The 14,492-nt window shown below is 58.5% G+C and carries 13 protein-coding genes; 9 read left to right on the forward strand and 4 right to left on the reverse strand.

Annotated elements, in window-relative coordinates; translation table 11 throughout:
* Positions 1–49: 49 nt before the first annotated feature.
* Complete coding sequence (gene fsa, locus L384_RS08590) at positions 50–712, forward strand: fructose-6-phosphate aldolase (RefSeq protein ID WP_017384896.1); 663 nt, start codon at positions 50–52, stop codon at positions 710–712.
* Positions 713–801: 89 nt separating this feature from the next.
* Here the strand turns inward: fsa and moeB are convergent, their stop codons facing one another.
* On the reverse strand, positions 802–1,554 hold the full coding sequence (gene moeB, locus L384_RS08585) for a molybdopterin-synthase adenylyltransferase MoeB (RefSeq protein ID WP_023324372.1): 753 nt from the start codon (positions 1,552–1,554) through the stop codon (positions 802–804).
* Between the two features lies 1 nt (position 1,555).
* Positions 1,556–2,788, reverse strand: coding sequence for a molybdopterin molybdotransferase MoeA (moeA, locus tag L384_RS08580; protein ID WP_023315700.1), 1,233 nt, complete (start codon positions 2,786–2,788; stop codon positions 1,556–1,558).
* Between the two features lie 189 nt (positions 2,789–2,977).
* On the opposite strand from moeA, the gene iaaA reads away from it, so the two are divergent.
* From iaaA to gsiD, 5 genes are read left to right on the forward strand one after another with little or no spacing between them, the layout of a single operon-like run.
* Positions 2,978–3,916: a beta-aspartyl-peptidase gene (gene iaaA, locus L384_RS08575; protein ID WP_023315701.1), complete on the forward strand. Its 939-nt coding sequence runs from the start codon at positions 2,978–2,980 to the stop codon at positions 3,914–3,916.
* Between the two features lie 11 nt (positions 3,917–3,927).
* Complete coding sequence (gene gsiA, locus L384_RS08570; RefSeq protein ID WP_023324373.1) at positions 3,928–5,799, forward strand: glutathione ABC transporter ATP-binding protein GsiA; 1,872 nt, start codon at positions 3,928–3,930, stop codon at positions 5,797–5,799.
* 23 nt (positions 5,800–5,822) lie between these two features.
* Positions 5,823–7,361, forward strand: a complete 1,539-nt coding sequence (gsiB, locus tag L384_RS08565) for a glutathione ABC transporter substrate-binding protein GsiB (RefSeq protein ID WP_023324374.1) — start codon at positions 5,823–5,825, stop codon at positions 7,359–7,361.
* A 5-nt stretch (positions 7,362–7,366) separates the two neighbouring features.
* Complete coding sequence (gsiC, locus tag L384_RS08560) at positions 7,367–8,287, forward strand: glutathione ABC transporter permease GsiC (RefSeq protein WP_006809475.1); 921 nt, start codon at positions 7,367–7,369, stop codon at positions 8,285–8,287.
* 1 nt (position 8,288) lies between these two features.
* Positions 8,289–9,200, forward strand: coding sequence for a glutathione ABC transporter permease GsiD (gsiD, locus tag L384_RS08555; RefSeq protein ID WP_003858425.1), 912 nt, complete (start codon positions 8,289–8,291; stop codon positions 9,198–9,200).
* Between the two features lie 63 nt (positions 9,201–9,263).
* On the opposite strand, the gene rimO is transcribed toward gsiD, so the two are convergent.
* Positions 9,264–10,589: a 30S ribosomal protein S12 methylthiotransferase RimO gene (gene rimO, locus L384_RS08550; RefSeq protein ID WP_023324375.1), complete on the reverse strand. Its 1,326-nt coding sequence runs from the start codon at positions 10,587–10,589 to the stop codon at positions 9,264–9,266.
* 216 nt (positions 10,590–10,805) lie between these two features.
* Here rimO and bssR point away from each other — a divergent pair, with 216 nt between their 5' ends.
* Both bssR and L384_RS08540 read left to right on the forward strand, forming a co-directional pair.
* Entirely contained in the window at positions 10,806–11,189 is a 384-nt protein-coding gene (gene bssR / locus L384_RS08545; RefSeq protein ID WP_003858412.1) for a biofilm formation regulator BssR, read from the forward strand.
* A gap of 106 nt (positions 11,190–11,295) precedes the next feature.
* A complete protein-coding gene (locus L384_RS08540; RefSeq protein ID WP_022650676.1) occupies positions 11,296–12,414 on the forward strand; it encodes a PQQ-dependent sugar dehydrogenase in 1,119 nt (372 codons plus the stop codon).
* Here L384_RS08540 and L384_RS08535 read toward each other — a convergent pair whose 3' ends face one another.
* Positions 12,415–13,041 (reverse strand): glutathione S-transferase family protein, encoded by a 627-nt coding sequence (locus tag L384_RS08535; protein ID WP_003858411.1) that lies wholly within the window; start codon positions 13,039–13,041, stop codon positions 12,415–12,417.
* Between the two features lie 243 nt (positions 13,042–13,284).
* Here L384_RS08535 and dacC point away from each other — a divergent pair, with 243 nt between their 5' ends.
* Complete coding sequence (gene dacC / locus L384_RS08530) at positions 13,285–14,490, forward strand: serine-type D-Ala-D-Ala carboxypeptidase (RefSeq protein WP_022650677.1); 1,206 nt, start codon at positions 13,285–13,287, stop codon at positions 14,488–14,490.
* The last annotated feature ends 2 nt before the right edge of the window (positions 14,491–14,492 follow it).

A 14,492-nucleotide genomic window follows, 5' to 3' on the forward strand; every position in this document is an offset into this window, starting at 1 on the left:
AGGTTTTGCTGTGATAGGGTAAGTGCAGGCTAAATTTGAGGGTGACATCATGGAACTTTATCTCGACACATCTGACGTTGCGGCAGTCAAAAAGCTGGCGCGTATCTTCCCGCTGGCGGGCGTGACCACTAACCCAAGCATTGTGGCGGCGGGTAAAACCCCCCTGGAAGAGCTGCTGCCCGCGCTGCACGACGCGCTGGGCGGCAAGGGCCGGCTGTTCGCTCAGGTGATGGCGAAGACTGCCGAGGGGATGGTGGAAGACGCACGTAAGCTGCGCGCGATAATCAATGACCTGGTGGTGAAAGTGCCCGTGACCGCTGAAGGGCTGGCGGCGATCAAGATGCTGAAAGCGGAAGGGATCCCGACGCTGGGTACGGCGGTGTACGGTGCCGCGCAGGGGATGTTGTCCGCGCTGGCGGGGGCGGAGTATGTGGCCCCTTACGTGAACCGCGTGGACGCGCAGGGCGGGGACGGGATCCAGACGGTGGTCGAACTGCAACAGTTGCTGACCCTGCACGCGCCGCAGTCAAAGGTGCTGGCCGCGAGCTTTAAAACCCCGCGCCAGGCGCTGGACTGCCTGCTGGCAGGGTGCGAGTCCATCACGCTGCCGCTGGACGTGGCGCAGCAGTTTATTACCTCTCCGGCGGTAGACGCAGCGATTGTGAAGTTTGAGCAGGACTGGCAGGGGGCGTTTGGGCGGACATCTATTTGATGGGTGTGGCCTGATGCCCTCACCCCAACCCTCTCCCACAGGGAGAGGGAGCAAACACTAAAACGGCAACCTGAAGGTTGCCGTTTGCTTTAACCTCCGCACACCTCACACCCGGGATTACGCATTAGCTTCATCTCGCGAAACTGGCAGGTCATCGCGTCATACATCACGATTTTACCCGCGGCGGGCGTGCCATAGTGCGCCAGCACTTTGATCGCCTCCATGGCCTGCAAGGAACCGATAACGCCAACCAGCGGCGCCATTACGCCCGCCTCGACGCAGGTGAGGGCATTCTCGCCAAACAGACGGCTCAGGCAGCGGTAGCAGGGCTCTCCTTCAGCGTAGGTGAAGACGGTGATTTGCCCCTCCATGCGGATGGCCGCGCCGGAAATCAGCGGCGTTTTATGGGCAAAGCAGCCCGCATTGAGCTGGTTGCGAATGGCGACGTTATCGGTGCAGTCCAGCACCAGGTCATGCCGTGCAATCTGCGCAAACAGCGCGTCGTCATCCAGCATCGCGTCAATCAGGGTGAACTGAACGTTGGGGTTAATGCGCGCCAGCGCCGTGCGTGCTGATTCCACTTTAGGCTGACCGACCGTCGCGTCGCTGTGCAGCGTCTGGCGTTGCAGGTTGGACACCGACACGGTGTCGAAATCCAGCAGCGTCATGCTGCCGACGCCCGCCGCAGCCAGGTATTGCGCTGCCGCGCAGCCCAGCCCGCCAAGACCAACAACCAGCACGCTGGCCGCCTTGAGCGCCTCCTGACCCTCGAAATCAAATCCGCGCAGCACGATCTGGCGGTTATAGCGCATCATCTCCGGGTCGCTCAGTTCCATCGTCATGTCAGCCTCCGAACAGGTGGTTAAAGCGTTCCACTTCAACCCATTCGCCCGCCTCAACGTGGCCGCGATCGCGCTCCAGCACGATAAAGCAGTTACCCTGGCTGAAGGAGCTAAAGATGTGCGAACCCTGATGCCCGGTGGTGCTCACCTCCAGCTCGCCGTCGGCGTTGCGCGCCAGAATGCCGCGCTGGAAATCGAGACGGCCCGGTGATTTTTTGAGGCGCGTTGCCGCCCGCACGCGCAGACGTTCCGGCAGCGGGCTGGCATTGTTGCCTGAAAGCTTCGCCAGCAGCGGGATCACCAGCTGGTAGAAGGTCAGCGCGGCAGAGACCGGGTTACCCGGCAGGCCACAGAACCAGCTGTGCGGAAGTTTACCAAACGCGAACGGTTTGCCCGGCTTAATCGCCAGCTTCCAGAAGGCGATTTCACCCAGCTCTTCAAGCAAGGTTTTGGTGTAATCCGCTTCGCCAACCGAAACGCCGCCGGAGCTGATCACCACGTCGGCAGAGGCGTCAGCGTCGATAAACGCCGCGCGCAGTTTTTGCGGATCGTCAGGAATGATACCGAGGTTAATCACCTCGCAGCCCAGCTGCTCAAGCATCAGGTGCACCGCCAGACGGTTGGTGTCGTAAATCTGCCCCTCGTTCAGCGGCTGACCCGGAAGCTGTAGCTCGTCTCCCGTGGAGAACACCGCCACGCGCACTTTGCGGACCACGTCAATCTCCGCGATGCCAAGCGATGCCAGCACCGGCAGTTCGGCGACCGTCAGCTTTTGCCCGGCGGCAAAGACCGTTGCGCCCAGGGTAATATCTTCCCCGATGTGGCGGATATTTTGTCCCGCTTTGACGCTGGCGGTAAAGCGCACGCCGTCGTCCGTTTGTTCGGTCTCTTCCTGCATCACCACGGCTTCACAGCCCTTTGGCACCGGCGCGCCGGTCATAATACGCACGCAGGTGCCCGCTGGCCACTCACCGTTGAACGGCTGCCCGGCAAACGCTTTACCTGCCACCGGCAGCGGCTGACCCGTTTGCAGATCCGCCAGACGTACGGCATAGCCGTCCATCGCCGCGTTATCGAACCCCGGCACGTTCAGCGGCGAGACGATATCGCGCGCGGCAATACGGCCAAAACAGCGCACAAGCGGCAGCGTCTCAACGTCGTGCAGGGGAGTAATACGATCAAGCATCTGCGAGAGTGCCGTCTCAAGCGGCATCAGTCCGGCGGTAAAATCCATGGTGGGCTCCTGCGGAGTAACAACGAAAGCGCTCATTATGGCAGAAAAGTGCGGCTAACTGTATGACCCGATGGGTGTACGCTTTACATCACAGTTGCGTCTTTCTATATTCAAAAATCATCTGAAGATTCGTCGACGATAATGATATTTATAGAAAAAGCAGCCAGCCAGGCTGATGGGTGATGCGAAATGAGTAAAGCGGTTATCGCAATTCATGGCGGTGCCGGGGCAATCACCCGTGCACAGCTCAGTCCCGAGCAGGAGAAGCGTTATATCGATGCGCTGAACGCCATTGTGGAAACAGGCCAGCGGATGCTGGAAGCGGGCGACAGCGCGCTGGACGTGGTGACCGAAGCGGTGCGTCTGCTGGAGGAGTGTCCGCTGTTTAATGCCGGTATTGGCTCGGTCTTTACGCGCGATGAAACGCACGAGCTGGATGCCTGCGTGATGGACGGCGTCACCCTGAAAGCGGGCGCGGTAGCGGGCGTCAGTCGTCTGCGTAATCCGGTGCTGGCCGCGCGTCTGGTGATGGAACAAAGCCCGCATGTGCTGCTGGCCGGGGCGGGGGCGGAAAAATTTGCCGTCGAGCACGGTATGGACACGGTCTCGCCCGAGCTTTTTTCCACCGAGGAGCGTTACCGGCAACTGCTGGAGGCCCGTACAGCGGGGATGACGCAGCTGGACCATGCCGCGCCGCTCGATGAACGCAGCAAAATGGGCACGGTAGGCGCGGTGGCGCTGGATAAAGCCGGTAACCTCGCCGCCGCGACGTCGACAGGCGGCATGACCAACAAACTTCCCGGTCGCGTCGGCGACAGCCCGCTGCCGGGGGCCGGGTGTTACGCCAATAACGCCACCGCGGCGGTGTCATGCACCGGCACCGGCGAAGTGTTTATCCGCGCGCTGGCGGCCTACGACATTACCGCACTAATGGATTACGGCGGATTAAGCCTGAGTGAAGCCTGCGAGCGGGTAGTGATGGAGAAGCTGCCGGCGCTGGGCGGGATTGGCGGCTTAATTGCGGTGGATCGGGAGGGCAACGTGGCTCTGCCGTTCAACAGTGAAGGGATGTACCGGGCGTGGGGGTATGCCGGCGATGCGCCCAGCACAGGCATTTATCGTGAATAAGGGGGCATTGCGTGCCGCACCGTGAAGAGCTGGACAACTGCGAAGTGCTGGCTGTCCACCAACTGAATATTGCGTTTCAGGAAGAGCGGCAGTTCATCCCCGCAGTACAGAATTTATCGTTTTCGCTCAGGCGCGGCGAGACGCTGGCGATTGTTGGCGAATCAGGTTCCGGTAAATCCGTTACCGCGCTGGCGCTGATGCGTCTGCTTGAGCAGACGGGCGGGCAGGTCACCAGCGAGCGGATGCTGTTGCGCCGTCGCAACCGTCAGGTTATCGATCTCAACGAGCTGAGCGCGTCCCGGATGCAGGGTGTGCGCGGGGCAGATATTGCGATGATTTTTCAGGAGCCGATGACCTCCCTGAACCCGGTTTTCCCGGTGGGCGAGCAGATTGCCGAATCTATCCGCCTGCATCAGGGACTGAGCGGTGATGAGGCGCTCAACGAAGCAAAACGGATGCTGGAGCTGGTGCGTATCCCTGAGGCGCACGCGATTTTGTCCCGCTACCCGCATCAGCTTTCCGGCGGCATGCGCCAGCGGGTGATGATTGCGATGGCGCTGTCGTGCCGTCCGGCGGTACTCATTGCGGACGAACCCACCACGGCGCTGGATGTCACCATTCAGGCCCAGATCCTGCAACTGATTAAGGTGTTGCAGCAGGAGATGGAGATGGGGGTGATTTTCATCACCCACGATATGGGGGTGGTGGCGGACATTGCCGATCGGGTGCTGGTTATGCATCAGGGCAATGCCGTGGAAACCGGCACGGTGGAGCAGGTCTTTCATGCGCCGGTGCATTCTTATACCAAAGCGCTGCTGGCGGCGGTCCCGCGTCTGGGGGCCATGAATGGCAGTGATTTTCCGCGCCGTTTTCCGCTGATCTCACAGACCGAACAGGGTAAGCAGGAAGACGAAACCGAGCAGGATACGGTGGTTCCCGGCAGGCCAATCCTCGAAGTGCGTGACCTGGTGACCCGTTTCCCGCTGCGTAGCGGGATCCTCAATCGCGTGAAGCGCGAAGTGCATGCGGTTGAAAACGTCAGTTTTGATCTCTGGCCGGGCGAAACGCTGGCGCTGGTGGGGGAGTCCGGCTGCGGTAAATCCACCACCGGACGGGCGCTGCTCAGGCTGGTGGCGTCGCAGGAGGGGAGCATCACCTTCAACGGTGAGCGCATCGACACGCTACCTAACAGTAAATTGCAGGCGGTACGCCGGGATATTCAGTTTATATTCCAGGATCCTTATGCGTCGCTCGATCCGCGCCATACGGTGGGGTACTCGATTATGGAGCCGCTGCGGGTGCATAACCTGCTCGACGGTGAAGACGCGCAGCGCCGCGTCGCGTGGCTGCTGGAGCGCGTGGGCCTGAAGCCGGAGCATGCCTGGCGTTATCCGCACGAATTTTCTGGCGGTCAGCGACAGCGTATCTGCATAGCCCGGGCATTAGCCCTGAATCCGAAGGTGGTGATTGCGGATGAGTCCGTGTCAGCGCTGGATGTCTCCATCCGCGCGCAAATCATCAATCTCCTGCTCGATTTACAGCGGGATTTAGGCATTGCGTTTCTGTTTATCTCCCACGATATGGCGGTGGTGGAGCGGATCAGCCATCGCGTGGCGGTGATGTACATGGGGCAAATAGTTGAAATCGGCCCCCGTCGGGCGGTGTTTGAAAACCCGCAGCACCCGTACACCCGCAAGCTGATGGCCGCCGTACCGGTTGCCGATCCTGAGCATCGTCACGCCCAGCGCGTGCTGTTGCAGGACGAAATGCCGAGCAATATTCGTAAACGGGGCGAAACCCTTGAGCGCGTGGCGCTGCGTGAGGTGGGTCCCGGTCATTTTGTCGCACCACCGCGTCAGGGCAATGCATTCTCGCGGTTATAACTTACAACAGGCAGGAGAACACAATGGTTCCTTTTGTTGCTCGTCAATGGCTGCTTGCCGCGAGCGTGACGGCTGCGCTGGCCGCCGCCCCCGCGTTCGCGGCGAAAGATGTGGTGGTGGCTGTGGGGTCTAACTTCACGACGCTGGATCCGTATGATGCTAACGACACCCTTTCTCAGGCGGTGGCAAAATCTTTCTACCAGGGGCTGTTCGGCCTGGACCGCGAGATGAAGCTGAAAAACGTGCTGGCGGAAGGCTATACCGTGTCGGACGATGGGCTGGTCTATACCGTTAAGCTCCGTACCGGCGTGAAGTTCCAGGACGGCACCGACTTCAACGCCGAGGCGGTTAAGATCAACCTGGACCGTGCCAGCAATCCGGAGAACGGCCTTAAGCGCTACAACCTGTATAAAAATATCGCCAGCACCGAGGCGGTTGACCCGGCGACGGTGAAGATCGTCCTGAAAGAGCCGTTCTCGGCGTTTATCAATATTCTGGCGCATCCCGCGACGGCGATGATTTCGCCCGCCGCCCTGAAAAAATACGGCAAAGAGATTGGCTTCCACCCGGTGGGAACCGGGCCGTACGAACTGCTTACCTGGAACCAGACCGATTTTGTGAAGGTGAAAAAATTCGCCGGATACTGGCAGCAGGGGCTGCCGAAGCTGGATACAATCACCTGGCGTCCTGTCGTGGACAACAATACCCGTGCCGCGATGTTGCAAACCGGCGAAGCGCAGTTTGCCTTCCCGATCCCTTACGAACAGGCGGCGCTGCTGGCGAAAAACAGCAAGCTGGAGCTGGTGGCCAGCCCGTCGATTATGCAGCGCTACATCAGCATGAACGTCACGCAGAAACCGTTCGATAACCCGAAGGTGCGCGAAGCCATCAACTACGCCATTAACCGTCAGGCGCTGGTGAAGGTGGCCTTTGCCGGTTACGCCACTCCCGCGACGGGCGTGATGCCGCCAGCCATCGAGTATGCGCAGAGCTACCAGCCATGGCCGTACGATCCGGCGAAAGCGCGGGAGCTGCTGAAAGAGGCGGGCTATCCGAACGGCTTTAGCACCACGCTGTGGTCGTCTCATAACCACAGTACCGCGCAGAAGGTGCTGCAATTTACCCAGCAGCAGCTGGCGCAGGTGGGCATTAAAGCCAGGGTCACGGCGATGGATGCCGGACAGCGAGCGGCGGAAGTAGAAGGCAAAGGGCAGAAAGAGAGCGGCGTGCGGATGTTCTACACCGGCTGGACGGCTTCAACCGGCGAAGCGGACTGGTCCCTGTCGCCGCTGTTCGCTTCCCAGAACTGGCCGCCAACGCTGTTCAATACCGCGTTCTACAGTAATCCGCAGGTGGATAAAGATCTGGCCGATGCCCTGAAAACCACCAAACCGGAAGAGAAAGCGCGCCTGTACAAAGAGGCGCAGGACATTATCTGGAAAGAGTCGCCGTGGGTGCCGCTGGTGGTGGAAAAACTGGTCTCAGCCCACAACAAAGCGCTGACCGGTTTTTACATCATGCCGGATACGGGCTTTAGCTTTGATGACGCGGATTTAAAATAAAACTCATGCTGAATTATGTGTGTAAACGCCTGCTGGGGCTTATCCCGACGCTGCTGATTGTGGCCGTGCTGGTGTTTTTGTTTGTCCATATGCTGCCCGGCGATCCGGCGCGTTTGATTGCCGGACCGGAAGCGGATGCGACGGTTATTGAACTGGTGCGTAAACAGCTCGGTCTTGACCAGCCGCTGTACAGGCAATTTCTGCGTTACATTGGCAATGTCCTTCAGGGCGATTTCGGCATCTCAATGGTGTCGCGTCGTCCGGTGTCGGAGGAGATTGCCAGCCGCTTTATGCCTACCTTCTGGTTAACGATTGCCAGTATGAGCTGGGCGGTTGTGTTTGGCCTGGGCGCGGGGATTGTCGCCGCCGTCTGGCGCAACCGCTGGCCGGATAAGCTCGGTATGGCGCTGGCGGTCACCGGCATCTCTTTCCCGGCGTTTGCGCTGGGCATGCTACTGATGCAGATTTTCTCCGTTGAGCTGGGCTGGTTGCCGACCGTCGGGGCCGACACCTGGAAGCACTACATTCTTCCCTCTATGACGCTTGGCGCGGCCGTTGCGGCGGTGATGGCCCGGTTTACCCGCGCCTCGTTTGTCGACGTGCTGAGCGAAGATTACATTCGCACCGCGCGGGCAAAAGGGGTGAGTGAGAAATGGGTCATTCTGAAGCATGGTTTTCGTAATGCGATGATACCGGTAGTCACGATGATGGGGCTACAGTTCGGCTTCCTGCTGGGCGGCTCTATTGTGGTTGAGAAGGTCTTCAACTGGCCGGGGCTGGGGCGCCTGCTGGTCGACTCGGTCGATATGCGTGACTATCCGGTCATTCAGGCTGAAGTCCTGCTTTTCTCGCTGGAGTTTATTCTTATCAACTTAGTGGTGGATGTGCTGTACGCCGCCATTAACCCGGCCATCAGGTATAAGTAAGATGCGATTACTGAACTGGCGTCGCCAGGCCATTTTAAACGCTATGCCGGGGATCAGGCCGGACCATATTCGCACCCCGTGGATTGAGTTCTGGCGTCGATTCCGTCGTCAGCCCGTCGCTATGGTCGCCGGGTTGTTTGTGTTACTGCTGATCCTGGTGGCGATTATCGCCCCCTGGTTAGCCCCGTTTGATGCGGAAAACTACTTCGATTACGACCGGCTGAACGATGGACCGTCGATGATGCACTGGTTTGGCGTGGACTCGCTCGGGCGCGATATTTTCAGCCGCGTGCTGGTAGGGGCGCAGATCTCGCTGGCGGCCGGGGTCTTTGCGGTGCTGATGGGCGCAGCAATTGGCACCGTGTTGGGGCTGGTGGCCGGGTACTACGAAGGCTGGTGGGACCGCATCATCATGCGTATCTGCGATGTGCTGTTTGCCTTTCCTGGTATTCTGCTGGCGATTGCCGTGGTGGCGGTGATGGGCAGCGGCATGGCGAACGTCATCATCGCCGTGGCGGTATTCTCGATTCCCGCTTTCGCGCGTCTGGTACGTGGCAACACGCTGGTGCTGAAGCAGCAGACATTTATCGAGTCGGCGCGCAGCATGGGAGCCAGCGATGCCACCATCCTGTTCAGCCATATTCTGCCGGGAACGGTCTCGTCTATCGTGGTCTATTTCACCATGCGCATAGGCGTGTCGATTATCTCGGCGGCCAGCCTGTCGTTTCTGGGGTTAGGCGCACAGCCGCCGACGCCGGAGTGGGGCGCGATGCTGAACGAGGCGCGGGCGGATATGGTGATTGCGCCACACGTGGCGATCTTCCCGAGCCTGGCGATTTTCCTGACCGTGCTGGCGTTTAATTTACTGGGGGATGGGCTGCGCGACGCGCTGGATCCGCGGATAAAAGGGTAGTGCTGTGGAATGTGCCGGGTGGCGGCGACGCCTTACCCGGCCTGGAACAGAGGCGTGGGGAGATTAAACCCGGCTGCCCCACAAATCATACTCGTCGGCGTTTTCGATCTTCACGCGAATAATATCGCCCGGCTTGACGTTGGTTTCGCCGTTCAGGTACACCGCGCCGTCGATTTCAGGCGCATCCGCCATGCTGCGGCCAATCGCGCCTTCTTCGTCCACTTCGTCGATAATCACCAGAATTTCGCGGCCCACTTTCTCCTGCAAGCGTTCAGCAGAGATCTGCTGTTGCAGCTGCATAAAGCGGTTCCAGCGCTCCTCTTTTACCTCTTCCGGTACCTGGTCCGCCAGCTCGTTGGCCGTTGCGCCTTCAACCGGGCTGTACTTGAAGCAGCCGACGCGATCCAGACGCGCCTCTTTCAGGAAGTCGAGCAGCATCTGGAAATCTTCTTCGGTTTCACCCGGGAAGCCGACAATAAAGGTGGAGCGCAGGGTCAGATCCGGACAGATTTCACGCCACTGCTTGATGCGCGCCAGCTGGCGGTCAACGGAGCCAGGGCGTTTCATCAGCTTCAGAATGCGCGGGCTGGCATGCTGTAGCGGGATATCCAGGTACGGCAGGATTTTGCCTTCCGCCATCAGCGGGATCACATCGTCAACGTGCGGGTACGGGTAGACGTAGTGCAGACGCGTCCAGATCCCGAGCTTAGCCAGCTGCTCGCACAGGCCGACCATGCTGGTTTTCACTGGCTCACCGTTGTGGAAACCGGAACGGTGTTTAACGTCCACGCCGTAGGCGGAGGTGTCCTGGGAGATGACCAGCAGCTCCTTCACGCCCGCGTCGGCCAGGCGTTTGGCTTCTGCCAGCACCTCGCCAATCGGACGGCTCACCAGATCGCCACGCATCGACGGGATGATGCAGAAGGTGCAGCGATGGTTGCAGCCTTCGGAAATTTTCAGGTAGGCGTAGTGGCGCGGCGTCAGCTTCACGCCCTGTTCCGGCACCAGGCTCAGGAACGGGTTGTGCTTTGGTTTGGGGACGTAGTGATGAACATGTTCCAGCACCTGCTCGTAGCTGTGTGGACCGGTGATCTCCAGCACCTTCGGGTGCACTTCACGGATCTGGTCTTCTTTTGCGCCCAGGCAGCCGGTCACAATCACTTTGCCGTTTTCCGTCAGGGCTTCACCAATGGCTTCCAGGGATTCCTGAACCGCGCTGTCGATAAAGCCGCAGGTGTTGACGATCACCATGTCGGCGTTGTCGTAGCTTGGCACCACGTCATAGCCTTCAGTGCGAAGTTCAGTCAGGATGCGTTCGGAGTCCACCAGGTTCTTCGGGCAGCCCAGGGAGACAAAGCCGATTTTCGGCGGGTGCGTAACATTGCTCATAGGTTAAAAATTCATCAATTATGGAGTTATCAGGGCGGGATTTTACAGCGTATCGCAGGGGATTTATACACTCTTGATGGCGCAGTTGAGGCCGGCAATCGTTGTAACATTGTAAAGAATGTTAATCAGTTATCGTTTATTGATCCCAGGCATTACATTGTACAAAAAATGACCTTATTCTTAATGAGGTAACATGGCTGACAGAGGAGGAATAGCATGTCCGTTGACAGACTGAAACGCGATCTGCTTAACAAGCTGATCAACGCCCGAATCGACCTGGCTGCATATCTGCAACTCCGCAAGGCGAAAGGGTATATGTCAGTCAGCGAAAGCGAAAATCTGCGTGATAACTTCTTTGAACTTTGCAATTTCATGCGTGAAAAAGCACCCATCCTGAAAGCGCACTACGCTGAAAGCGAATTAGTGGCGCTGCGCCGCGCCGCCGAGGTGCTCTCCATCGCCGGGGTCTGTTTGATGAACGGACGTCACGACTGCCCGAATTTTATTGCCGTTAACGCGGAGAAGCTTGAAAACTGCCTGACCACGCTCGCGCTTTGCATCATGTGTCTGAACAAGCCGGAAACGCTTGCCCGGCACTGAACCCGGGGGAGGCAACTCCCCCTTCTGATTAAGCTTTTGTAAAAGTGGTAACGCACCCGGGAACAGTGGCTAATCTTTAAGCCATATGTCGATAAAGGAGTGCGTTATGCCTCGATCCTCGCTGATTTTCCTTCCAGTCTTGTTATTCCCGCTTTCACTGCTTGCAGCGCCTGAGACGGTTAAGGTCGACGTGCTACAGACAAAACTGGATCACCCCTGGTCGCTGGCGTTTCTGCCAGATAACAAGGGGCTGCTCATCACGCTCAAAGACGGGCAGCTTAAGCACTGGCAGGCAGGGAAAGGGCTCTCCGATCCGATTGTCGGCGTGCCGAAAGTGTGGGCGAGCGGCCAGGGCGGACTGCTGGACGTCGCGCTGGCCCCGGATTTTGCACAATCACGGCGGGTCTGGCTCAGCTTCGCCGAGGCAGGTAATGATGGCAAAGCGGGTACCGCGGTGGGCTATGGGCGGTTGAGCGATGACCTGTCGCGCATTGAGGGCTTCCAGGTGGTGTTCCGACAGATGCCGAAGCTCTCTACCGGCAACCACTTTGGCGGACGGCTGGTGTTCGACGGCAAAGGCCATCTCTTTATTGGCCTGGGTGAAAACAACCAGCGCCCGACGGCGCAGGATCTGGACAAGCTTCAGGGCAAGGTGGTGCGCCTGACGGAGGACGGAAAAGTGCCACCGGATAATCCGTTTGTGAACACCGCCGGAGCGCGCCCGGAAATCTGGTCCTATGGCATTCGCAACCCGCAGGGAATGGCGATGAACCCGTGGAGTGACACGCTGTGGCTCAACGAACACGGACCACGCGGTGGGGATGAGATTAACATTCCTGAGAAGGGCAAAAACTACGGCTGGCCCCTGGCGACGCACGGGATCAATTACAGCGGGCTGAAAATCCCGGAAGCGAAAGGCGAGCACGTTGAGGGCACTGAAAAACCGCTGTTTGTCTGGAAAGTGTCGCCCGCCGTCAGCGGCATGGCGTTCTACAACAGCGACGTCTTCCCGCAGTGGAAAAACAAGCTGTTTATCGGCGCGCTGAAGGAGAAAGACGTCATCGTGCTGAGCGTGAAGGGCAATAGCGTGACGGAGGATGGGCGAATTCTTGGGGATAAAGATCAGCGTATCCGCGATGTGCGCGTCGGGCCGGATGGTTATCTGTACGTGCTGACCGACGAGACGGACGGGCAGCTTTGGAAAGTCAGCCCGTCCGGGTCGTAATCAGGTCACCGGGATCATCACCACGTTGCGATACGCCGGGCGCTCGCTGAGCTGCTGGATCCAGCGCTCAAGGTGAGGGCGCGGGGTCCAGCTGAGACCCATGTTAGTGAGGTTCCAGACGAAGGGGGCGACGGCGATATCGCCCACGCCGAACGTGTCGCCGGAGAACCAGGTATGCTTCGCCAGTTCGTCGTCCATCATCGCAAACAGCGACTCACACGCATCCTGGGCGGCATGAATGGCGGGATAATCACGATCGGCTTCCGGCGTACGGATAAGCCCCATCAGGATCACGCGGTGCGTGGGGGAAAGCGTCTGGTTTGCCCAGTCCATCCATTTTTCGCCCTGCGCGCGCTGGGCCGGATTTTCAACCCACAGGCGACCCTGGCCGTACTGCGCGGCAAGATAACGCACAATGGTATTGGACTCCCACAGCGTGGCGTCTGTCTCGTCATCGCGCAGCAACGGCACCAGCCCGTTTGGGTTCATCGCCAGATAGTCGGCGTCTTTATTCACCCCGAACGCCATGCCAGCCATAATTTGGTTGAACGGTAAATCCAGCTCCTCCAGCGTCCAGAGCACTTTCTTCACGTTAGTCGAATTGTTCCTGCCCCACAGCGTAATCATATTTACTCCCGATGAGATGTGAATCCGAGTCAGCTTTTCGCCATGGTGAGATAAACCTAACAATTACGCAACAGATGCTAAAAAAAACGCCGCAATCAAAGCGTATCTGAATGTTATTGCATAAACTTTAAAAACTTTACCTGGAACAGGTTTCTTTGAAGGCTGTAGTGCGCTATTACTCATCGCTTCTTGCGACACGGTGATTGTGACGTGATTTTTAGAATGGACACTCGGGTGGCATTTATGACGCAAAAAACTTCTTCTCTGCGCAGCCTGGCGGCAGGCTCGGCGCTGCTTTTCCTTTTTGCCCCAACGCTTCATGCGGCGGAACAGACAGCGCCCGAAGCGCCGCCTGTTGATGCGCGCGCCTGGATCCTGATGGATTACGCCAGCGGGAAAGTGCTGGCGGAAGGTAACGCCGACGAAAAACTCGACCCGGCGAGCCTGACGAAAATTATGACCAGCTATGTGGTCGGCCAGGCGTTAAAAGCGGGCAAGATCAAGCTGAATGACATGGTCACCGTCGGGAAAGATGCCTGGGCGACCGGTAACCCGGCGCTGCGCGGCTCGTCCGTGATGTTCCTGAAGCCCGGTGATCAGGTCTCCGTTTCCGATCTGAATAAAGGGGTTATTATTCAGTCGGGAAATGATGCCTGTATTGCGCTGGCCGATTACGTCGCGGGCAGTCAGGACTCATTTATTGGGCTGATGAATGGCTACGCGAAAAAACTGGGTCTGACCAATACCACCTTTAAAACCGTTCACGGCCTGGATGCGCCGGGTCAGTTCAGTACCGCGCGCGATATGGCGCTGCTGGGCAAAGCGCTGATCCATGACGTTCCGGATGAGTACGCCATCCATAAAGAGAAAGAGTTTACCTTCAATAATATTCGCCAGCCTAACCGTAACCGCCTGCTCTGGAGCAGTAACGTTAACGTGGACGGCATGAAAACCGGTACAACTGCCGGGGCCGGATACAACCTGGTGGCTTCTGCGACGCAGGGCGATATGCGCCTGATCTCGGTGGTGCTGGGCACGAAAACCGATCGCATTCGTTTTAACGAGTCAGAAAAACTGCTGACCTGGGGTTTCCGCTTCTTTGAAACCGTCACGCCGATTAAGCCGGACGCCACTTTCGTCAGCCAGCGCGTCTGGTTTGGTGATAAAAGTGAAGTAAACCTGGGGGCAGGTGAAGCGGGGTCCGTCACCATTCCGCGCGGTCAGTTGAAAAACCTGAAAGCCAGCTATACCCTGACCGAGCCACAGCTGACCGCGCCGTTAAAAAAAGGCCAGGTGGTCGGGACGATAGATTTCCAGCTTAACGGCAAATCCATTGAGCAGCGTCCGCTGGTGGTAATGGAAGCGGTGGAAGAGGGCGGCTTCTTCAGTCGGATATGGGACTTTGTGTTAATGAAATTCCACGGCTGGTTTGGCAGCTGGTTCAGCTAAGT

The organism is Enterobacter sp. MGH 38 (genome assembly GCF_000492855.1).
Taxonomy (GTDB): Bacteria; Pseudomonadota; Gammaproteobacteria; order Enterobacterales; family Enterobacteriaceae; genus Enterobacter; species Enterobacter hormaechei_C.

Bases quoted from the DNA above. Each gene is read 5' to 3' on its own strand.
- fsa (WP_017384896.1), top strand. From the start codon at position 50: ATGGAACTTTATCTCGACACATCTGACGTTGCGGCAGTCAAAAAGCTG.
- moeB (WP_023324372.1), bottom strand. From the start codon at position 1,554: ATGACGATGGAACTGAGCGACCCGGAGATGATGCGCTATAACCGCCAG.
- moeA (WP_023315700.1), bottom strand. From the start codon at position 2,788: ATGGATTTTACCGCCGGACTGATGCCGCTTGAGACGGCACTCTCGCAG.
- iaaA (WP_023315701.1), top strand. From the start codon at position 2,978: ATGAGTAAAGCGGTTATCGCAATTCATGGCGGTGCCGGGGCAATCACC.
- gsiB (WP_023324374.1), top strand. From the start codon at position 5,823: ATGGTTCCTTTTGTTGCTCGTCAATGGCTGCTTGCCGCGAGCGTGACG.
- gsiC (WP_006809475.1), top strand. From the start codon at position 7,367: ATGCTGAATTATGTGTGTAAACGCCTGCTGGGGCTTATCCCGACGCTG.
- gsiD (WP_003858425.1), top strand. From the start codon at position 8,289: ATGCGATTACTGAACTGGCGTCGCCAGGCCATTTTAAACGCTATGCCG.
- rimO (WP_023324375.1), bottom strand. From the start codon at position 10,589: ATGAGCAATGTTACGCACCCGCCGAAAATCGGCTTTGTCTCCCTGGGC.
- bssR (WP_003858412.1), top strand. From the start codon at position 10,806: ATGTCCGTTGACAGACTGAAACGCGATCTGCTTAACAAGCTGATCAAC.
- L384_RS08540 (WP_022650676.1), top strand. From the start codon at position 11,296: ATGCCTCGATCCTCGCTGATTTTCCTTCCAGTCTTGTTATTCCCGCTT.
- L384_RS08535 (WP_003858411.1), bottom strand. From the start codon at position 13,041: ATGATTACGCTGTGGGGCAGGAACAATTCGACTAACGTGAAGAAAGTG.
- dacC (WP_022650677.1), top strand. From the start codon at position 13,285: ATGACGCAAAAAACTTCTTCTCTGCGCAGCCTGGCGGCAGGCTCGGCG.